General features: G+C 37.7%; 23 protein-coding genes. 13 read left to right on the forward strand and 10 right to left on the reverse strand.

The window, feature by feature from the left end; genetic code table 11:
- Positions 1 to 120 precede the first annotated feature (120 nt).
- Positions 121 to 1248, forward strand: a complete 1128-nt coding sequence (mtnA, locus tag A5482_RS07015; RefSeq protein ID WP_069789735.1) for an S-methyl-5-thioribose-1-phosphate isomerase — start codon at positions 121 to 123, stop codon at positions 1246 to 1248.
- A gap of 84 nt (positions 1249 to 1332) precedes the next feature.
- Here the strand turns inward: mtnA and A5482_RS07020 are convergent, their stop codons facing one another.
- The 3 genes from A5482_RS07020 to petC all read right to left on the reverse strand — a co-directional run bounded on the left by A5482_RS07020 (position 1333) and on the right by petC (position 4187).
- The gene (locus A5482_RS07020) at positions 1333 to 2031 is read right to left on the reverse strand and encodes a hypothetical protein (RefSeq protein WP_069789734.1); all 699 of its coding nucleotides are present in this window, start codon (positions 2029 to 2031) and stop codon (positions 1333 to 1335) included.
- A 569-nt stretch (positions 2032 to 2600) separates the two neighbouring features.
- Positions 2601 to 3581: a cytochrome f gene (gene petA, locus A5482_RS07025; protein ID WP_069789733.1), complete on the reverse strand. Its 981-nt coding sequence runs from the start codon at positions 3579 to 3581 to the stop codon at positions 2601 to 2603.
- 66 nt (positions 3582 to 3647) lie between these two features.
- On the reverse strand, positions 3648 to 4187 hold the full coding sequence (gene petC, locus A5482_RS07030) for a cytochrome b6-f complex iron-sulfur subunit (RefSeq protein WP_069789732.1): 540 nt from the start codon (positions 4185 to 4187) through the stop codon (positions 3648 to 3650).
- Between the two features lie 293 nt (positions 4188 to 4480).
- Between petC and A5482_RS07035 the strand changes: the two genes are divergently transcribed.
- The gene (locus A5482_RS07035) at positions 4481 to 4789 is read left to right on the forward strand and encodes a DUF3067 family protein (protein ID WP_069789731.1); all 309 of its coding nucleotides are present in this window, start codon (positions 4481 to 4483) and stop codon (positions 4787 to 4789) included.
- 5 nt (positions 4790 to 4794) lie between these two features.
- On the opposite strand, the gene A5482_RS07040 is transcribed toward A5482_RS07035, so the two are convergent.
- The gene (locus tag A5482_RS07040; protein ID WP_161486821.1) at positions 4795 to 5295 is read right to left on the reverse strand and encodes a CPBP family intramembrane glutamic endopeptidase; all 501 of its coding nucleotides are present in this window, start codon (positions 5293 to 5295) and stop codon (positions 4795 to 4797) included.
- A gap of 413 nt (positions 5296 to 5708) precedes the next feature.
- The gene (locus A5482_RS07045; protein WP_069789729.1) at positions 5709 to 6107 is read right to left on the reverse strand and encodes an AbrB family transcriptional regulator; all 399 of its coding nucleotides are present in this window, start codon (positions 6105 to 6107) and stop codon (positions 5709 to 5711) included.
- Between the two features lie 314 nt (positions 6108 to 6421).
- On the opposite strand from A5482_RS07045, the gene A5482_RS07050 reads away from it, so the two are divergent.
- The 3 genes from A5482_RS07050 to A5482_RS07060 all read left to right on the forward strand — a co-directional run bounded on the left by A5482_RS07050 (position 6422) and on the right by A5482_RS07060 (position 9154).
- Positions 6422 to 7438, forward strand: coding sequence for a succinate dehydrogenase/fumarate reductase iron-sulfur subunit (locus tag A5482_RS07050; RefSeq protein ID WP_069789728.1), 1017 nt, complete (start codon positions 6422 to 6424; stop codon positions 7436 to 7438).
- Positions 7439 to 7447: 9 nt separating this feature from the next.
- Positions 7448 to 8509, forward strand: a complete 1062-nt coding sequence (queA, locus tag A5482_RS07055; RefSeq protein WP_069789727.1) for a tRNA preQ1(34) S-adenosylmethionine ribosyltransferase-isomerase QueA — start codon at positions 7448 to 7450, stop codon at positions 8507 to 8509.
- 135 nt (positions 8510 to 8644) lie between these two features.
- Positions 8645 to 9154: a transcriptional repressor gene (locus A5482_RS07060; protein WP_069789726.1), complete on the forward strand. Its 510-nt coding sequence runs from the start codon at positions 8645 to 8647 to the stop codon at positions 9152 to 9154.
- Between the two features lie 241 nt (positions 9155 to 9395).
- Here A5482_RS07060 and A5482_RS07065 read toward each other — a convergent pair whose 3' ends face one another.
- Complete coding sequence (locus tag A5482_RS07065) at positions 9396 to 11294, reverse strand: S9 family peptidase (RefSeq protein WP_069789725.1); 1899 nt, start codon at positions 11292 to 11294, stop codon at positions 9396 to 9398.
- Positions 11295 to 11504: 210 nt separating this feature from the next.
- Between A5482_RS07065 and A5482_RS07070 the strand changes: the two genes are divergently transcribed.
- Both A5482_RS07070 and A5482_RS07075 read left to right on the forward strand, forming a co-directional pair.
- Positions 11505 to 12416, forward strand: a complete 912-nt coding sequence (locus A5482_RS07070) for an alpha/beta fold hydrolase (protein ID WP_069789724.1) — start codon at positions 11505 to 11507, stop codon at positions 12414 to 12416.
- A 428-nt stretch (positions 12417 to 12844) separates the two neighbouring features.
- A complete protein-coding gene (locus tag A5482_RS07075) occupies positions 12845 to 13612 on the forward strand; it encodes a glycerophosphodiester phosphodiesterase (protein ID WP_069789723.1) in 768 nt (255 codons plus the stop codon).
- An 11-nt stretch (positions 13613 to 13623) separates the two neighbouring features.
- On the opposite strand, the gene A5482_RS07080 is transcribed toward A5482_RS07075, so the two are convergent.
- The gene (locus tag A5482_RS07080) at positions 13624 to 14067 is read right to left on the reverse strand and encodes a hypothetical protein (RefSeq protein ID WP_069789722.1); all 444 of its coding nucleotides are present in this window, start codon (positions 14065 to 14067) and stop codon (positions 13624 to 13626) included.
- An 83-nt stretch (positions 14068 to 14150) separates the two neighbouring features.
- Here A5482_RS07080 and A5482_RS07085 point away from each other — a divergent pair, with 83 nt between their 5' ends.
- Positions 14151 to 14579: a SufE family protein gene (locus tag A5482_RS07085; RefSeq protein ID WP_069789721.1), complete on the forward strand. Its 429-nt coding sequence runs from the start codon at positions 14151 to 14153 to the stop codon at positions 14577 to 14579.
- A 26-nt stretch (positions 14580 to 14605) separates the two neighbouring features.
- Here the strand turns inward: A5482_RS07085 and A5482_RS07090 are convergent, their stop codons facing one another.
- Complete coding sequence (locus A5482_RS07090; protein ID WP_069789720.1) at positions 14606 to 16342, reverse strand: ABC transporter ATP-binding protein; 1737 nt, start codon at positions 16340 to 16342, stop codon at positions 14606 to 14608.
- Positions 16343 to 16553: 211 nt separating this feature from the next.
- Here A5482_RS07090 and A5482_RS07095 point away from each other — a divergent pair, with 211 nt between their 5' ends.
- Positions 16554 to 17360 carry a TPM domain-containing protein gene (locus A5482_RS07095; RefSeq protein WP_069789719.1) on the forward strand — a complete coding sequence of 269 codons (807 nt, stop codon included), beginning with the start codon at positions 16554 to 16556 and terminating at the stop codon, positions 17358 to 17360.
- Between the two features lie 71 nt (positions 17361 to 17431).
- Here A5482_RS07095 and A5482_RS07100 read toward each other — a convergent pair whose 3' ends face one another.
- A complete protein-coding gene (locus A5482_RS07100; protein WP_242411888.1) occupies positions 17432 to 17818 on the reverse strand; it encodes a DUF5615 family PIN-like protein in 387 nt (128 codons plus the stop codon).
- A gap of 3 nt (positions 17819 to 17821) precedes the next feature.
- Positions 17822 to 18166, reverse strand: coding sequence for a DUF433 domain-containing protein (locus A5482_RS07105; protein ID WP_069789717.1), 345 nt, complete (start codon positions 18164 to 18166; stop codon positions 17822 to 17824).
- Between the two features lie 148 nt (positions 18167 to 18314).
- Between A5482_RS07105 and A5482_RS07110 the strand changes: the two genes are divergently transcribed.
- The 4 genes from A5482_RS07110 to A5482_RS07125 are packed head-to-tail and all read left to right on the forward strand — an operon-like array spanning position 18315 to position 20526.
- On the forward strand, positions 18315 to 18515 hold the full coding sequence (locus A5482_RS07110; RefSeq protein ID WP_069789716.1) for a hypothetical protein: 201 nt from the start codon (positions 18315 to 18317) through the stop codon (positions 18513 to 18515).
- Entirely contained in the window at positions 18508 to 18984 is a 477-nt protein-coding gene (rnhA, locus tag A5482_RS07115; RefSeq protein WP_069789715.1) for a ribonuclease HI, read from the forward strand. Before A5482_RS07110 ends, rnhA begins: the two co-directional genes overlap by 8 nt.
- 54 nt (positions 18985 to 19038) lie before the next feature.
- Positions 19039 to 19395, forward strand: a complete 357-nt coding sequence (locus A5482_RS07120) for a single-stranded DNA-binding protein (RefSeq protein WP_069789714.1) — start codon at positions 19039 to 19041, stop codon at positions 19393 to 19395.
- A gap of 6 nt (positions 19396 to 19401) precedes the next feature.
- On the forward strand, positions 19402 to 20526 hold the full coding sequence (locus A5482_RS07125) for a glycosyltransferase (protein ID WP_069789713.1): 1125 nt from the start codon (positions 19402 to 19404) through the stop codon (positions 20524 to 20526).
- Positions 20527 to 20635: the final 109 nt, after the last annotated feature.

The raw sequence follows: 20635 nt of genomic DNA on the forward strand, positions 1-20635 counted from the left end.
ATCAAAACTGTTTTGAAAGGGATCTGCTTATGATACACTGCATTATTTAACATTTCCGATGTTAATGGTTTCTTATTGTGATATGATTTTCCTCTTTGAGAATCACGGGGAAGTTGTTATATGGATGTTAATGGGAAGCCTTTTCGTACTATTTGGTTAAAGGCTGATGAGCCTACGGTAATACAGATAATTGATCAACGGCATTTGCCCCATCGGTTTGTGATTGAGGATTTAAGGACGGTGCAAGACGTGGCGATCGCCCTTAAGGAAATGCACGTGAGGGGTGCAGGGGTAATCGGTGCTTCTGCGGGGTATGGAATGTACCTAGCTTCCCTTGAAGCTAAGGCTCAAGAAAAATTTGAGGTGCAAGGGTTTTTGAGGGCAATGGGGGCGAAACTGTGTGCTACTAGACCAACCGCAGTTAATTTAGAGTGGGCGGTAAATCGTCAATTGGAAGCCGTTGCACCCTTGGGGAATAACATCGAAGCAATCATTAAAAAAACTTTGGCAGTGGCAGGGGCGATCGCCCTTGAGGATATACAATTATGTAAGAGTATCGGGGAACATGGCTTTGAGTTGATACAAGCCCTTAGCGAGAAAAAACAGGGCGATACCGTAAACATTCTTACCCACTGTAACGCAGGATGGCTTGGTTGTGTGGATAATGGCACCGCAACCTCCCCCATTTATGAAGCCCATCGCAAAGGATTAAAAGTCCATGTGTGGGTGGATGAAACTCGCCCCCGTAACCAAGGGGCAAGGCTGACAGCTTGGGAGTTGGGGCAACAGGGCGTACCTCATACCGTCATCCCTGATAATGTGGGTGGTCATCTCATGCAACATGGTATGGTGGATATAGTTATAGTAGGGAGCGATCGCACCAGCTATACTGGAGATGTAGCTAATAAAATCGGCACCTATCTTAAGGCATTGGCAGCCAAGGATAACAACATCCCCTTTTACGTTGCCCTCACCTATTCAGCCTTTGATTGGACAATTAGCGACGGTGTGAAACAAATTCCCATTGAGCAACGAGACGCTACGGAAGTAAAATATATTAAAGGATTAAAAGATGGGGAAATTACCGAAGTATTATTAACTCCCAAAAATAGCCCTGCGGTTAACTATGGTTTTGATGTAACCCCCGCCCGTCTAATTACTGGTTTAATTACCGATAGGGGTGTATGCTCTGCTAGTGCTGAGGGTATAGCTAATCTTTATCCAGATTTAAGTCCAGTTGTCTTGTAATATGAGGTTTTGATAAAGTTAGTTAAGTGTCTGTGAACCAAGAATCACCCCCATCACAATCTTTGATTTGATATGGTGTAAGTGTTAATTGTCAATAGAAATAGGACTGTAGGCAACACCACCATAGTAAAAGCATTTCGCTTCTGTATTAGAGATAATAATTATTTCTTGGGGAGTAATTATTATATCCTCTTCTTCTGTGATAGGTGCTATGTGTGTCTCGGCACTATGAAAATCATCCCCATTAGTATCCTTCATTATTCTTGTCACCTTAATATTTTTACCATTGGTAATATCTTTTTCTTCAGTTCGTAAAATAGTATCATCGCAATCTATATCATCATCATTATTATGATAATCTTGTCCATCTTTGGAGAGAAAATCGAGAAAAAATTCCGCAGTTTGCTGTTTTAAATAGCCTTTGAGTATCGCTGTCTCACAAAATTTTATGCCTAGTTTTTTTTGCTCCACAAGAATATTATCAATTTGTTCATGGGATAGTAAACCAGCTTTTTTAAAATAGTATCCGATAGGATATTCTTTTTTATAAACTTTTGCCGATTTCTTATTTTCTATTTCCACTAAAAAATCAGCGGTTTGCGATTTTAACCAGCCTCTAAGGGCTAAAATTTCCCCTATTTTTAATTTAAAAAACTGACTTTGATCTGCCAATGCTACTTCTAATTGAGATGGAGTTATTAATCCAGCCTCTAACAGTATTTCTCCTATTAGTTTTTTTTCAGAAGTATTAATATTTTCTTTCATCGCTATATCACCTTTCATTATTTGCCCCATTTTAATAATGAATTTTTTATCGAAGAAATTTTCTAAAATAGTTTATTTCCATAAAAAACGTCTTTTAAAATTAAGTTTGCTAAATTTGCTCTGCTCACTAACTTTTTTGTATTTTGTGATACCGTTTTTTAGAAAATATAACGCTGTCATGCAATTTGTAATTTTTTAAAAAATAGTAAAAAATCTTGATCCTATTTGTAAACAAAGGTTTTAACCCATTTACTTTACTTTTTTAAGGTTACTTTTTTACTAAATTACTCAAAAGTGCTACTACAATTTTACTTTATTCTTGTTAGTTATGATTATAACTTATAACGATTAAATATAAAGAAAATCTAAAATTAATTTTGATAGAATTCAATATGTTGAAAATTAATCAGTGGTACTTAATCCTAATCAACTTTTTCTCATCTTGAGAAACTTTGATAGTCTTAGGACTATATATTATTGATGGTTTTATAAAGGCGATCGCCCTTATGCTTTTTTAGCATATTAATAAACAAAAAAAAAGGGGCTAATGCCCCTTAAAAGTAAATCAGAGAAAAATGATATTTTGATTAGAAATACATCCCTGCTTCTTGTACTTTTTCGATTTGTTTCTTCTTCAATACAAGAAGAATTTGAGCTAACATAATACCGCCAATAAATACGAGTAACCAAGCAATACGAGCGGGGCTTTGTAATACTACTTCCGTATCTTTTTGTCCAAAACCACCCACATTAGGATCATTGGTTAACAACTCTCCAGTGGCAACCTCTTGACCATTACTAACGATCAATTCAGGACCTACAGGAATATTAACGGTATTGGTATCACCTTCAGCGGTGGTGATAGTTACCAAATATCCACCCGCTTCTTCTTCGGTAATGTCGCTAACTACCCCAGCAACGGGAGCTTTGAAAGCGTTGTTATTACTTAATTGACCAGTAGGATATAATTGTCCTCTACCTCTGTTGGCGCCCAAGTGAACGGAATATTTACCAAAATGAATGTTAGGATTGGTGGCAGGGTCAGGGGATAGTACAGGGAAGACGATTTCTTCATATTCATCTCCGGGCATGGGTCCGACTAATACCCAGTTTTCTTGACCTTCACGGTAAGATTGGTAATAAACACCACCGATTTTTTCCTTCATTTCTTCGGGAATGCGGTCATCAGGAGCGATTTGGAAGCCATCGGGTAACATTAATACGGCACCGACATTTAATCCACCTTTAGAGCCATCTCCTAATACCTGTTGTTGGGAATGATCATAGGGAATTTTGACCACTGCTTCAAATACGGTATCGGGTAGTACTGCTTGGGGAATTTCCACTTCGGCAGGTTTGGCAGCGAGATGACAGTTGGCACATACAATGCGACCAGTGGCTTCTCTGGGGGTCATAGGAGCGGTTTCTTGCGCCCAGAAGGGGTAAGCGTTGGCTGCTTGGGGTAGGAAGATGTCGTTGACGAGGAAGAAACAAGTAGAGGCGATCGCCACTAACAACAACCTACTAATATTTTTGACTATACTGTCTAAAGGAAAATGATTTCTCATCGATATTTTACAATTACTTAATTTTTGTTAAATTGTTTACCGTTAAAGGTTTATAAGGAAAATTGACTAAGCCCACCAAGGTTTGGAGCCATCACGGAAATCAGTTTCTTCCCAATCGGTTAAGATAACTTTATCATCGTTAACGTCGGCATGGACAAGGGCCAGGGAAAGGGGAGCAGGTCCACGAACCATTTTTCCTTCGTTGTTATACTGGGAGCCGTGACAAGGACAGATAAACTTATTTTCTGAGGCATTCCAAGGTACTACACAACCAAGGTGAGTACATACGGCGTTCAATCCATAGGATGCAATTTGTTGATCTTCACTCACAATAAGATAAGTGGGATCTCCCTTCAATCCTTGGGCTAAACTGCGATCGCCTGGTTGACGGTTAGCAGTGAACTTACTAGCAGAAAGATCATTCCCTAGTTTATCCTTTGCCGTGATACCACCACCAGCACCACCAGCAGATTTAGGGATAAAATAACTAACTACGGGGTATAAAGCACCCGCAGCAATACCAGTAATTGTTCCAAAGGTCAGTAAATTCATGAACTGACGGCGCCCCATATCGGGTACATCAGAGTTAGCAGGAATCTGTGTCATATTTAAATTTATCTAATTTATTATGTTTAACTTTGGTTTGACCAATAATAATGCAAATAGGCTTTTTTTGGGAGGTAAATCCAAGTTATTATTTAATTATTACAAAAAATGAACCTTTTTGAGTATTGTTATTCCCTGTTTTCTGGGGAAAAACCTTAATTTACGGTGTTAAGGATCAAACCCTTGTATGAATTATTATAAACTACATATCATTTTTTCTGATTTTTGCTATAAGCAAATTCAATAAATGAGCATGATTTACCTTAAAATGTCCAGGATAAAACAGTGTAACTATGACAGGAAAAGAATTACAAGCATTAATTTTCAATAAATGGGGTTGTTCCTATGATGTACAAATTTTACGGATCAAGGATCGTATATATTTTCAGGTAATGTGGAAATATTTAGAACAAAGCTCTTTCCCTTTGTCCATAGAAGAATATGATGCCCATTTAGAACAAATTGCCACCTACCTTAGTGGTTGGGGAGTGGTAAGTCAAGTGCAGGTTGGTATTCTGGAAGCTAAAAACCGTCCTCGTTTGGGCAAAGCGGTTAGTATTTTCTTGGATTTGGGCGATCGCGCCTCGGAATGGATTGTTTAAAAAACTTAAGCCAAAAAATATTGAACAATTGATAACGTTAACAGTAATATAAATATCCCTGCCACACTGCCCAAAGGTCTTTCCTTACATCCCCATAGCCAAGGATTAGCATCGGTATTATATTCGTACAAATCAAGGGTATCGAGGGTAGCAAGGGTTACTACCCATCCCCCGTGGATGCCCATGGCCATAGACAAATTACCGTTGAGGAGATAAACAGAATAAAACAAGACCATTCCCATTAAAAATAATCCAGGTAACTGAGGAATAGTGTTTTTTCTCTCCCAAATAAGATGAAGCACCGCAAATATAGCACTAGAAATGATTGCTGTTAGCCAAATATTATAGTCTTGGCTCAAAAAATCTTTGAATACCCCCCGAAAAATCAATTCTTCCACCGAAGCGATGAGGAGACTAACCAATAATAATAGGGGTAAAGTTTTAACCACAGACATTAAAAACTGGGAAGGTTTTTTCCATACAGCCCACCCGAACGCAAATGTCATCAGATTTGTAAATATGATAGTAACAATTCCTATTACATAACCCCATAAGATACAATTGAAGTTGCTAAGACTGAAAGTCAAACTTATTTGATGCAAATCTATGCCCATTACTCCCCATGCCAATAAGGGAGCAATGAGATAAAGAGATGCGATTAGTGTTAGCTTTTGAGAGTTTGAAATTGGGGTGGCGGGGTGCCAGTTAATTAACCTTGTAAGGGGAAATGCAATTGGCAACCAAACAACCCCCCATATTATCAAGAACAAAATAACTTTGATAATGCCATTGCCATTGATTAGGGTTGAGGTTATGAAATTGCTTTCCCAGTCAATCATTATTTATTTACAAGGTTCAATAAAAGGAAATTATTAGATTTTTTTTTAAACGATAAAATCTCGGTAGATTTAAGGATAATTTATTCATCATCATCCATATCAAAATCGTCTCCTTCTCCCACTTGTTTAAGGTGAATATGTTTGTAACCTAGCTTAATTTCAAATTCATCACCTGATTGTAAACCCATTTTTTTAGTGTAGCTAGAACCAATAACGATTTGACCGTTTTTGTGAACACTGACACGGAAAGTTGCTTCTCTTCCTCTTCCATCTTTAGTTCTTTCTGGATCTAAAGGAACGCCTTTTGCAGATAAAACAGCATCATAAAAATCAGTTAAATTTACCCTAACTTTACCGTTTTTTGATTCGGTATAGTAGCCACAACGTCTTGCCCTTTCACGGCGGGGAACATCAGATAATTCTTTTACTTTTTGTAACAGCTCTTTCCCTGACAAAGGTGTAGTTGCTACTTCTGTCATATATTTTTTCCTCATTTGTTATTTGTTCTTTACACTATTTATCATAACAAAAATATGTCATTAAATCACTATTATTGACTCTTTTTTTATGGACTTATTAATATTTTCTCTGCCTAAGTTCCGTTTTTCTTGAGGTAAGCTAAGGCTAAAATACTTATTAATTCTTCTTTGTGGCTTTTAGATTATCTAAAGAAGTAAAATAAAAAAATATGGATAATTATTGAACTTTTAACAAAAATTAAGATCATTTCCCTTGTAGGTTATAAAATAAGATCGGAGAATATAAATAGTGATACTAATAATTATAGGCAAAAATGAAAGTTACTTTTAAAATTCTCCGTCAAAACAATAATTTATCGCCCCATTTTCAAGACTATACCCTAGAGGTAAATCCCAAGAATACTATTCTTGAATGTTTAAATCGAATTAAGTGGGAAATCGATGGTAGCCTTGCCTTTCGCAAAAATTGTCGCAACACAATTTGCGGTAGTTGTGGCATGAAAATTAATGGTCGTTCGGCCCTAGCTTGTAAAGAAAATGTGGGAGAAGAATTAAGTAAAATTTCTTTTGGGGAAAAAGAAAAAAATCCTGAAATAATTATTTCTCCTTTAGGAAATATGCCCGTATTGAAGGACTTAGTGGTTGATATGGGGAACTTTTGGAATGATTTAGAAAAAGTTGAACCCTACGTAAGTAGCAACGCCCGAAATATTCCAGAAAAAGAGTTTTTACAAAGTCCAGAAGAAAGAAAATTATTAGAACAAACGGGAAATTGTATTCTTTGTGGTGCTTGTTACTCTGAGTGTAATGCAAAGGAGGTTAATGATAGTTTTGTAGGCCCCCATGCTTTGGCAAAAGCCTATCGAATGGTGGATGATTCGAGGGATGATTTTGGGGATGATAGGTTGACTAAATATAATAATATTGAGTCGGGGGCTTGGGGTTGTACTCGTTGTTATATGTGTAATGAGGTATGCCCCATGGATGTGGCACCTTTAGACCAAATTACGAAAATAAAGGGTAAGATTTTGGATCGTGAGTCTCGCAAAAGTAGTACTCCTGTTCGTCATCGTAAGGTGTTGGTGGATTTGGTGAAAGATGGGGGCTGGGTGGATGAGCGCAAGTTTGCGGTGATGGTGGTAGGTAATTATTTTCGGGATGTACGGGGATTGTTGAGTCTTGCCCCTGTGGGTTTGAAGGTGTTGGCGGCTGGAAAGTTACCTTTTTCTTTTGAGGCTTCTGAGGGAGTTTTGGAAGTGCGATCGCTCATAAATGCTGTTCAATCTGCTACAAAAGATAATGTTCCCTTACAAACAGATATTAACAAATAATATAAATAAATGGATCCAAATTTAAAGTTATCTAGTTACGATTATTTTTTACCCCAAGAATTAATTGCCCAGAATCCTGTTATCCCTCGGGATTCGTCTCGGCTGTTGGTGGTAAAACCAGAGGAAGGAATTGACCATAAAATTTTTTCTAGTCTGCCTGATTTACTCTTACCAGGGGATTTGTTGGTGTTGAATAACACTAGGGTAATTCCTGCTCGTTTGTATGGCAAAAAGTCCACGGGGGCTATGGTGGAGGTGTTGTTGGTGGAGGAAAAGTATCCCCTTTGTTGGTTGGCTTTGGTGAAACCTGGAAAACGATTTAGTATGGGGGCGGAAATTGTTTTTGAGGATGAAGCTACGGGGGCTTATTTGAAGGCAACGGTGGTTGATAAGGATGAGGCTACGGGGGGACGAATTGTAGAGTTTACGGTGGGTAATAGAGTTTCTTTTTGGGATGTTTTGGATAAGTTGGGTAATATTCCCTTTCCTCCCTATGTGACACAGTCGGAGGCACTACCATCCCAGTATCAAACTATTTACGCCCAAAAGCAAGGGGCGATCGCAGCGCCAACAGCAGGACTACATTTTACTGAGGATGTATTTAATAGGTTAGCGGAGAAACAAGTGGCGATCGCCCATATCACCCTCCATGTGGGTATCGGCACATTTCGCCCTGTGGAGGTGGAGGATATTCTTAACCATGAAATGCACCAAGAGTGGATAGAAGTAAATCAAGAAACCATCGATAAAATTAAGGAAACCAAAAGCCGTGGGGGGAGGGTAATAAGTGTCGGTACTACGGTAGTTAGGGCTTTGGAGGGGACTTTTGCCCATCATAATGCCCTGATGCCCTACCGTGGTAAAACTAATCTTTTTATCTACCCTGGTTATGAATTTAAGGTTATTGATGGATTAATTACTAATTTTCATTTACCAAAATCTAGTCTGTTGATGCTTGTAGGGGCGCTCATTGGTAGGGAAAGATTACTTAGTATATATCAAAGGGCGATCGAGGAAAAATATCGTTTTTATTCCTTTGGCGATGCCATGTTTATTGCACCAAAACGATAAAGCCTAATTATTAACTATTATTATCAATAATATCTGTACAGATATTTGAAGTTTATTCTCAATTAGAGCCAAGTAGTTGCAAATAGCCATCAAAGAGAAGTATTATTAATAAAGAAAGAATTGTCAGGAATCTTTATGGCTTTAGACACCACCGCATCAATCAAAAAAAAGCTCAACTCTAGGGGATGGCGTATGACTCCCCAAAGGGAGAAAATCTTGGATGTTTTTTATAACCTTCCCCAAGGCAATCATTTGAGTGCTGAGGAGTTACACAATCTCTTGGATGAGCAAGGGGAGAACATTAGTTTATCGACTATTTATCGTAGTGTTAAATTAATGACTAAAATGAGGGTGTTACGGGAGCTAGAATTGGCAGAGGGTCATAAACATTATGAGTTAAACCATCCTTATCCCCATCACCATCATCATATTGTCTGCATTCAGTGTAATAAAACCATTGAATTTCAAGACGATTCTATTCTCAAGCACAGTTTAAAACAGTGTCAGAAGGAAGATTTTCAGCTAATTGACTGTCAATTGACTGTGATGACTATTTGTCAGGAAGCCTTGGAAATGGGTTGGCCTTCTACTTTACCTAGTGAGTGGTGTTGCAGTCGTGCGATCGCAGAGGGACACCATAAGTAATTGATAATGGATAATTGAGAATTGATAATGAAGGTTTTTTGGATCAAAATATAGTTAAAAGTTAAAAATACTAAACTAAAGCGTCGAAATCAAAAAAACTATTGCCTATTCCCCATTCCCCTAATCGAACAATTTCACACCCAACTCTTTTATACAAAAAGGGGAGCCAGAGCAAAGGGGTTTCGCTCTGGCTATTAGGTGTGGTTTAAGTGTTAGGTAGTTACATTATAACTGAAGGGTTTTAATTTTGGCAAGAAAATCCGAAAATTTTTGCGTAAAAGTTGAACTCTCCATCGAGGGCTTTTTTGATATTTTCTGCTTTCCGAAAACCGTGTCCTTCATCGGCAAAGGTAACGTAGGTGGTGGTAATTCCTTTTTGTGTGAGGGCGTTAACCATCATCTCTGCTTGGTTGGGAGGTACTACTTTATCTTCTAATCCTTGGAAGAAGGCGACGGGGCAGGATAGCTTTTCTATATGATATAAGGGCGATCGCACTTTATAAACTTCTTTTTCTTCGGGATATTTACCAATGAGGTTATCAAGATAACGGGATTCAAACTTATGGGTGTCGGTGGCTAATACTTCTAAATCTCCGATGCCATAATAACTCGCCCCTGCCTTAAATACATCATGGAAAGTAAGAGCGGCTAAAGTAGTATAACCCCCTGCACTACCCCCCGAAATTGCTAATTTTTCTTGATTAACTTTTTTGGCTTCTACCAAATATTTAGCAACATTAATACAATCCTCCACATCAACGATGCCCCAGTTTTTAGCTAACCTTTGGCGATAATCACGGCCATATCCCGTACTACCACCATAATTTACATCCACAAAGGCAAAACCTCGACTTGTCCAGTATTGAATACGCAGATTATAACTAGCGGTAGTCATGGCAGTGGGGCCGCCGTGGCTTTTTACCAACAAAGGAGGTAATTCCCCTTCTGGGGCTTGATAATCTTTATTTTGGGGGGGATAATACCAAGCGTAAGCGGTGTTACCGTTACTGGTAGGAAATTCGATTTGTTCGGGTTGAGTAAGATAACCTACGTCTAAGTCAAGGTTACTAGCCTGTTGTAATATGTCAGTTTCTTGGGTGACGGTATCTCCCAAAACCACGGCGGTGGGCTGACTAGGAGAACCAGCGGTGAATAAAATTTGGCTACCGTTTACCTGTAAATAGGCAATGTTGGTATAGGCAATATTGAGATTAGTAAGGTTTTTTCTCTCAGTGTCTAAACTAGCTAAATGCCAAATTCCGTTTTGGGTGTAGGTACAAACGATGGTATCTTCCTTGGCAAAACCGTAAACAGATTCCCCAAATACCCAATGGGGATAACCAAATTCTGCGTTAAGGGGATATACCGATTCGATTTTGCCATCTTGGTTGCGACGATATAAATTCCACCAATCTGTGCGATCGCTACTAAAATATAAAAGACCATTAGGACTGAATTCAGGTTGACAGATGGATTCGGTGTCGCTTCCTGCCACTGTTTCATCATCCTTGATTTTCCCTTCCTCATCAAAGGTGCCTAGATGTAAAAAGGTACTTTCCCAAGGCATATAGGGATGATGCCAACAAAGCCAAGCCAACTGCGATTTATCAGGGCTTAGGCGAGGGGAGGTGTAAAAGTCTGCCCCTTGTACCAAATTTTCTACTTTCCCTGTGTTTAAATCGATGGTGACAAGTTTATTTTCTGGCTCTTTTTCTGGGTTACTATGATCTTCAGCGACACAAATTAAACGATTACGGTTTTTATCAAGACAAAAATCGGTATATCGTACTTTTGATTCGGCGGTAAGAGGTTGGGGTTGTTGTCCAATTTTGTGCACATATACCCTTTGATCTGCATAGTTACTAAAATAAATGGTACCGTTATCAATCAAAAAAGCTCCCCCTCCATACTCATGGACTCGGCTACGGACGTTAAAAGGGGCAGGGGTGACATCTTCTTTTTGTCCATTGGTATAGCGAACTATAACCGCTCTACCTCCTTCTGAGGGACGATTTTCGAGCCAATAAACGTCTTTTTGGTCAAATTTAACGGAACTTAAGCCAATGCTCCCTGAGACGATTAAATCTGAGGTTATGGGCGATCGCCATTCACCGTAACTAGCTATTTTCGATGGTGTCATAGGATTAATTTTATAATTTCTTTACAGTTATCTTGACACACAAATTGATCGTGATACACAAGAATCATCAAACCAAACAGAGGGGGTAAAAGGAGTAACGACAAGAAGTAATAACCGATAAATTACAGTTTGACAAATAAATGGTCATAGTGGGAATTAGACTAACATAATAATCAATATCAAAACGCAAAAATATTTCTAGTTTCTTTTATGTTTAAATCTCTTGGATTCATCGAAAATATAGCTAATACTAGCTTGGGAGATATGGTTTATTACTCCTCCGACAGTTTTTTTTGGCAATCAGTACAAAATTTAGGTCAATCTTCCTCATCAGAAGAAAAAAAACCTAATTTAGTGTTTTTACATGGTTTTGGCGGAGGTTCATCCGCTTACGAGTGGTCACAGGTTTATCCTGCTTTTGCAGGAGAATATCGCATCATTGCCCCTGATTTAATTGGTTGGGGAAAATCTGCCCACCCTGAGAAAGAATACACCATAGAAGATTACCTCACTACCATTACAGAATTTTTAGAACAGGTATGTCAAGAGCCTACCACCGTCATTGCTTCCTCCCTTACCGCTGCCTTTCTCGTCCAAGTGGCGATCGCACAGCCCCACCTTTTCAAACAACTAATTCTCTTCACCCCCGCAGGATTATCAGACTTTGAAGAAAACTACACCAAAAGCCTATTTGCTCAAATAATCAGTACCCCCATAGTAGATAAATTCTTTTACAATGTCGGCGTTGCCAGTGAATCAGGCATTAAAAGTTTTTTAGAAAAAAGACAATTTGCCAATCCTCAACGAATTTTCCCCGAATTAGTCGCCTCCTATCTCAAAAGTGCTTCCCAACCCAACGGCGAATATGCGGCCCTATCCTTTGTCAGAGGAGACTTATGTTTTGACTTATCCAAACATATCGAGCAACTAACCATCCCCACTGCCATAGTCTGGGGTAGAGAATCTCAATTTACTAGTCCCGAAATAGGCAAACGCCTTGCGCAAATGAATCCCAATGCCATTAAATATTTTCAAGTCATCGAAGAAGTAGGATTAACTCCCCATCTCGAACTTCCCGCCGTTGCCATTAGTCTTATTCGTAAATATATTGAGCTACTTTAAACTTTATTTAAATATATCTCACGATCATAATAAAATCCATTTAGTCTCTCAAGAAGTAACTAATCTTTTCAATATCAATAAGGTAAAAAATAAATCTACCTTTTGTGTAGAATTAAATCTTTTGTTTGAAAATTTGTAACTTAATTCTTATTTTTTTAATTCATATATTTGACCTTTGATTTTTGTTGTTGTATCTTAAATTTTCTTGAAAATTATTAAGATTATTATTTCTAAATAAATTTTTCGATTGAGTGAAATAAAAAAATAGTTATATTACCACGATTTCTCATAAAATATTTCCCATTGATAATATGGGTTGTAAAATTATAAGCAAATATCTCCAAAATTATATACCCATAGGGAGATGAGAGTTTTTTTGCTCTATTTATGACTAACAACTTACACAACTTTATTGACGAGGAGGAATAATGGCAATACAGCCAATGATAATAGCACATCGAGGTTTACCAAAAGAAAGCCCTGAAAACACCCTTGCAGCTTTTCGATTGGCTATAGCCCAAGGGGCTGATGGCATAGAAGGAGATTTTCACTTAACCAAAGATAAGCACATTGTTTGTATTCATGACTCACACACGGCTAGAGTTGCTAATAAAAAGTTAATTGTTAAGGATTCTACCTTGGCAGAATTACAAAAATTAGATGTCGGATATTGGTTTAATTCTGCTTTTAAAAATGAAAAAATTCCTACCCTAGAGGAAGTTTTAGCAATATTACCTTCAGAGACAAAGCTGTTTTTAGAAATAAAATCAGATCCTGAGATTGTCCCCTATTTATTGCGTATTCTAAAAAATAATAGAATCAATTTAAATCAGTTGGTAATTATCTCTTTTAATAGTAAGACTTTGAAAAATGTAAAACAGCAAATGCCAGAGTTAAAAACATTATTATTATTAAGTCTAAAAACTTTTAATAGCATTAAACTCTCAAGTTTATCAGCCCATAAATTATTAAAAAAACTAGATGATATTGATGCAGATGGTATCAGTACATCTGTATCTCAATTTCTTAATAAAAATTATATTTATCAGTTTATTGCCAGAGGATATGAATATCATTTATGGACTGTTGATAATAAAAAAATAGCTGAAAAATTTATGAAAATAGGGATAAACTCGATCACAACAAATAACCTTAACACTATCAAACAAATACAATATTCTCCCACCACAAATTAATAATTATTTTTTTATCGATTAACAACCTTGAGGGTGAAAGGATGCTGGTTTCCCCTTGTCTCTCCTACATAGATAGAGTATTGCCCTGGCGCCCAGACTCCACCCATTTGTGGTAATTTTCCAGCCCCTGCATCTCCTAAGATACAAGTGCGATCGCCCCTATTTGGTCCTATAATTAATAAGGTAGGTTGCCCTTGACTAGCTTCAACCCGAAGATGGAGGGAATAATTTTGTTCACTGAGGTTGATAACATGGTGGGGACTAGCACCAATATAACCACAATCGCCACTATTTACACTTCCCCCCATATTGCCATTAATTTCCCTACTCAAACCCTGTGCCATAGCAAGAGGAGCGATAAAAGAACCTAAAAAGAGTAAAATTGAAACAGCCTGTAAAGTAACAAAATTACCTTTCTTACACCTAGAGATAAATAGAAAAATTGTGTGATTCATTTTAAGTCCGCCTTTTTTTTCCCGTTTTCTATCCTAGACTAGAAAGTACAGTTAAATGTTCTCCATATTTACAATTCGATAAAATGACTTCTAATTCCACCACAAGACCTGAAAAATTAGATAAGATTGTTCAGAAATTTAAACGTAGGGAAAATCCTAAGCAAAAATATGAGCAGTTGCTATGGTATGCCAAAAAGTTAGAAACATTACCCGAAACTGCTAAAACTTCAGAAAATAAGGTTTCTGGTTGTGTATCCCAAGTTTATATTATTTCAAATATAGAAGATGGTCAAATTTTTTATCAGGGAGATTCCGATGCTCAATTGGTAAAAGGATTAGTGGCTTTTTTAATTGATTCTTTGAATGGTTTAACTCCCCAAGAAATTGTTACCATTGAACCTGATTTTATCGAGGAAACTGGTTTACAAGCTAGTTTGACTCCTTCCCGTGCCAATGGTTTTCTCAATATTTTTAAGAAGATGCAACAGTTAGCCCTTGTGTCTATGGCTTAACTATAGGGCAATGGAGGTTTAAATCGTTAATTATCATAAAACTGCTGAGCGTGAAAACGGGCATAACGTCCATTTTGTTCTAATAATTGCTCATGATTACCTGATTCTATAATTTTACCTTTATCTAATACCAAGATGCGGTCAGCCCTTCTGACGGTGGCTAGACGGTGGGCAATGACGAATACGGTGCGCTCTTGCATAATCCTTTCGAGGGCTTCTTGTACAAGGGCTTCGGACTCTGAGTCGAGGGCGGAAGTGGCTTCATCTAAGATGAGAATGGGGGGATCTAAAAACATCGCCCGTGCGATCGCAATTCGCTGTCTTTGTCCACCTGATAAACTAACACCCCTTTCCCCTACATAACTATAGTAACCTTGGGTTAAATCCTTCACAAAATGATCTGCATTGGCAATTATAGCCGCTCTTTCTACTAATTGAATATCAAAATCTGTTTGACCAAAAGCAATATTATCCGCAATAGTTCCTGAAAATAAATTAGTTTCTTGAGGTACAATTCCGATCTGTTTTCTCAGGCTTTTAATGGTTAAATCTTTGATATTAATACCATCAATTAAAATCTCTCCTGCGGTTACATCATAGAAACGAGGTAACAGGTTCACCATGGTACTTTTTCCCGCTCCAGAAGTACCCACAAGGGCGATCGTTTCCCCTTTTTTGACCGATAAATCAATATTATTTAAAACATATTTCTCTTCATTATAAGCAAAACTAACATTACGATATTCTACCAAACCTGTAGCTTTTTCGAGAATAATAGGCTCTGCTTTTTCTACTACCAAAGGTTGTAAACTTAACAACTCAAAAACCCGCTCTACCGAAGCCTCCCCCTGCTTAAACTCATTATAATTATTAGTAGTAATAGAAATAGGATCAATTAACAAAGCCACCGCCGCAATGTAGCTAACAAAATCAGTACCCGTCATATTACCCTGAGAAATTTGCCAACCTCCAAGGAAGAATAACAAAATAACACTCATAGCCTCAAGAAAACCCACCACCACAAATTGCAGAGCTTTAATTCTTTCCGCCGCAAACTTACTTCTTCTATTATTTTCCGCTTCAATGCCAAAGCGATTTATTTCATATTCTTCCGCCGCAAAAGCCTGTACTAATCTAATACCACCAAAAACCTCCGTAATCAATGCTGATAAATTAGAGATACGATTTTGGCTTTTTCTAGTCAAATCCAACAACCTTGAACCAAAAGCTCCAATTAATACAGCCATCAAAGGAGCGATAATTAAAGTAGAAATAGTTAACTGCCAATTGACATAAATCATGTACCCTAAAACCGCAATTAATTGCAAAATACTAGGTAGAAATTGCTGAAATATTTTATTAATTACCTCTCCTATTTTGTCCACATCTTCCGTCAAACGATAGGATAAATCCCCAGTTTTTGCAGACTCAAAATAACTAAGACTTAATTTTTGTAAATGTCCATAAACCAATTTGCGTACATCGAGGGCAATGTATAACGCAGCCTTTGCCATAAGGGTATCTTGCCCGTATTGTACGATGCCGCGAATGAAAAATATTATGGCCGCAAACCCTGCCAAGGAAACAATAGAAGCTAAATCACCCTGCCCAACATATTCTGCCATTTCTCCTGCTAACCAAGCCAATATAGGCCAGAAAATAGTAAATCCAATGGTGCAGAGGAATGCTCCCACAATAGTTTTTAGCTGAGGGCGAACATAAGGGGTTAGTTGCCAATAAATCGATTTTGCTTTTTTTTCCAAGATTGGTAGATTGAAATGGACTTTATGAAGTTTACCTGAAAATGAGCCTTTTTGATGGCTTACAAAATGAGAAAAAGTATTTTAAATCTATTGGTGTGTTGTTTTTTTTCCTGATTCTGTGTTTCCATTCCAAAGGTAAGTTAGAATAAAGGTTAATATTTGTAACAAACCTTAAAAACCCTTATCAAAAAGTAATCTTTCGTTAGAAACTATGCACAGTCGTCTTCTTACTAAAATCTTTTTATCCCTAACCATTTGTCTCCTAACGTTAACAACATGGTTATTTACTCCTCAACCGGCCCAAGCGGTAAACAATCCACAATTGTTACCCAGTGAAGTTACCCCCGTACTAGATTTGGCGAATTATTTGCCAGATTTGCAGGAACAAAATTTGATTGAAGAGTTTGACAAATTTGAACAGGAGACGGGATGGAAGTTAAGAATATTGACTCAGTATGATCAATCTCCTGGAAGAGCGGTAATTAAGTTTTGGAATTTGGATGAGCAGAGTATTCTATTGGTAGCTGACGGCAGGGGTGGAAATTTACTTGCTTTTAGTGTAGGAGATGATGTTTACCCTTTGTTGCCTCGTACTTTTTGGATTGAGTTACAAACTCGCTTCGGTAATATGTATTATGTCAGGGAAAATGGGGAGAATAATTCTATTGTTACAGCCATGGACACTGTAGAAACTTGTTTGAAGGATGGGGGTTGTTTGGTGGTGCCTGGTTTACCTCAAGAGCAATGGATTTTAACTTTGATTACTTCTGTGGTGGGGGGAGTTATTTTTGGTTTGGCTGCTTTACCTCGTAAGGAGGGGCAGGTTTTTGCTTGGCAGTGGGTGTTAATTATTTCTCCTTTGTGGGGAATTCTATTTATTGCTTTTGGGATGGGGCCTGTGGTAACTCGTACCAATGAATGGTTACCTTTATTCCGTAATGTAATAGGTTTTGTTTTGGGTGCTTTGGTGGCATATTTTTCTCCTTTACTCAATCAGCAGTCCGCGTCGGAAACTTAATTTTTTTGTAAATTTATTAAAAAATGATACTCAGTTTTTCTTCTTTCTCCTCTGTGGAGAGGGAAGATTTTTTATTTTGTATATTCTCGAAGAATAAAAATTGGTTTTGCTGATTTTGGCTGATTGTGCATTAAGACACGAATTAGTTTATTTTCCCAACTGTCTTGTTTTTTTGTTATGAATTCATGGATAACTAAAACTTGTTGTCTATAGTTACGATTCGCCTTACAGATTATGATACCCTTATGATTCATTGTGCTGTGGTGAAGATTGATAAAGTCATCACGATTCATGGTAATAACAATTCGTTGATTGGCACTTGCGTAAGTCAATACTAGGTCGTCAGGTATTCCCTGATTTGCATTTCCTGCCTCATAAGAGGTTAAAACATCATGGTTTAATTCTCTCAAATCATTAACCATTGATGAGGGTAGGTTTTCGTTAGCATAAAATCTCACGATTCAATCTCCTGAAAATATTTCTAATTCATCTTGTTTATCATATTGAGCAATTACTGTATCAATTTCTTGTTTATTTTGCTTGTAATAGTCTTTGACAGCGATTAAATCAAATGGAGTCAAACTGGGATAATTCTCTAAGATTTCAATGTCATCGGCTCCTTGTTGAATAAGAGATGTTATTGTCCATACGGTAATACGAGTATTTCTAATTCTTGCTTGTTGTCCGCATACTCCTTTTGTTTTCTGAATACTCCTTATGCTTAATTGCTCTTGAAAAAGTGCATAGTCATCGTAGGGCAATGATTCTATAACTTGTACTAATGATTCAACTAATTTATTATTCATTGAATTGATTGTGATTTTTTAATTATGAGTGTTGACCAAAAATTAATTTAGGTGGGTATATTTTTTGTTGTTATTTATAAAGTGATTTTTTCTCAATTTTAGCTAGTATCATGGTACGTTGTGGGCAGTTGTGAGGAGTTAATTGATAATGAAAGCTTGGTTAGTTTTATTTGTTCTGTTGTTTGTTTTGGCTCAGTTTGGGTTGTGGGTAAAAAATTTTATTGCTCCTTTGCCGTGGTATATTTTTGGGGGGATTTTATTGGCGATCGCCTCTAATTATGAAAAAGCAATCACGGATTTTATGAATAGCCAGATAAATAGAGTATTTAAGGGGAATAGCCATGAGTAAACAGGAATTACAACAGGTAGAAATTTATACTGATGGCTCTTGTCTGCACAACCCAGGGGCAGGGGGTTACGGGGTAGTATTGTTGTATGGTGACCATCGCAAGGAGTTGTCGGGGGGATTTAGTTTAACCACTAATAACCGTATGGAAATGTTTGCGGCGATCGTAGGTTTGCGCACATTAAAAAAAAGGTGTCAGGTAAAATTATATACCGACTCCCAATATGTGGTAAATGCCATCACAAAAGGATGGGCGCAGAAGTGGGAAAAAAACGGCTGGAAACGTAATGCCAAAGAAAAGGCAAAAAACCCCGATTTATGGGCAGATTTATTGGCTCTGTGTCGGCAGCATGACATAGAATTTATTTGGGTAAAAGGTCATGCAGGGAATAAAGAAAATGAAAGGTGCGATCGCCTTGCCTTTGAGGCTGCCCATGGGGATAATTTGTCCCCCGACGAAAATTATAATTAACCGAGGGAAAATTATAGTAAGATATTAGTACAGTATCAGAGCATAGGCAAAAACATGAGTCTAAACATGGTTAATTTAGTAGGTCGTACGGGCGCAGATCCAGAAATTCGTTACTTTGATTCTGGAAGTGTCAAATGTCGTCTTACCCTAGCGGTAAATCGTCGTAGCAAAAGAGATGAAGGCCCAGACTGGTTTGAGTTAGAAATTTGGGGAAAAACCGCTGAAATCGCCGCTAACTATACGAAAAAAGGTAGTTTAATTGGTATTCAAGGATCCCTCAAAATTGATACCTGGAGCGATCGCAACACAGGAGTAAATCGTTCAAAACCTGTAATCAAAGTAGATCGCCTTGATTTATTAGGCTCGAAACGAGATAATGAAAGCTACAATTCCGATAATGATGAATTTTAAGTTTTCATGAAAACAGCGTTAGTCCATGAATGGTTAACCCCCAAGGCAACGGGAGGCTCTGAGCTAGTGGTCAAAGAGATTTTAGAGCTAATAGACGCTCAACTATATGCTTTGATCGATTTCGAGTCTTCCAACCCCCAAAGTTATCTTTATGGACGAAAAATAGGTACTTCTTTTCTCCAACATTTTCCCCTCAGCAAAAACGGAGTACAAAAGTATTTACCCTTACTACCCATCGCCATTGAGCAACTTAATCTGACGGAATATGACTTGGTGCTGTCCTCTTCCCATGCCGTGGCAAAAGGCATTATCACCAGACCAGATCAACTGCATATATGTTATTGTCATACTCCCATGCGTTACGCGTGGGATTTAACCTTTGATTATCTTGATCGCACTTCAGCCCTAAAAGGATTTTTTGCCCGTTATATCTTGCACCAACTCAGGCAATGGGATGTAATTTCTGCTAACCGAGTCGATTATTTTATCGCCAACTCCCACCACACAGCCCGAAGGATATGGCGTTGTTATCGTCGGGAAGCCGAGGTGATTTATCCCCCCGTCCAAGTAGATGAATTTCCCTTTGAGGCTCAAAAATCCGATTTTTATGTAATAGTATCTCGTTTAGTCAGTTATAAAAAGGTTTCCCTCATTGTGGAAGCCTTTAACAAATTGGGAAAACCCCTCGTAGTTATTGGGGATGGACCAGAATTTAAGTCCATAGAAGCCATTGCCAAGCCCAATATTACCCTTTTAGGGTCGGTGGATGATATAACTCTCAAAAAATATTTATCATCCGCTAAAGCGTTTATATACGGTGCTTGTGAAGATTTTGGCATTGCGATCGTCGAAGCTCAGGCCTGTGGCACTCCCGTAATAGCTTATAAAGGAGGAGGTGCATTAGAAACCGTCATTGACATGGAAACCAACCCCGACACAGGTACAGGGGTATTTTTTCCATCTCAAACCGTAGATTCATTAATAGATGCCGTCAACACCTTTGAAAATTTAGCGCCCCACTTCAGAGCGGAAAATTGTCTTATCAACGCTCAAAAATTTAGTCTCAAAATATTCCAAGACTCTTATCAAGGATTTGTGGATCAATGTTTAAATCGATTTAGTTCAAAATAAACCATTCATTGATAACAATTTTGAGTAATAATAAAATCAACTTAATAAATTAACTATTTTCCCTCAATTATCGGGATATAAAGCATTTTATTCTCGATGATAACTAATC

This window comes from Cyanobacterium sp. IPPAS B-1200, assembly GCF_001747005.2.
GTDB lineage: Bacteria > Cyanobacteriota > Cyanobacteriia > Cyanobacteriales > Cyanobacteriaceae > Cyanobacterium.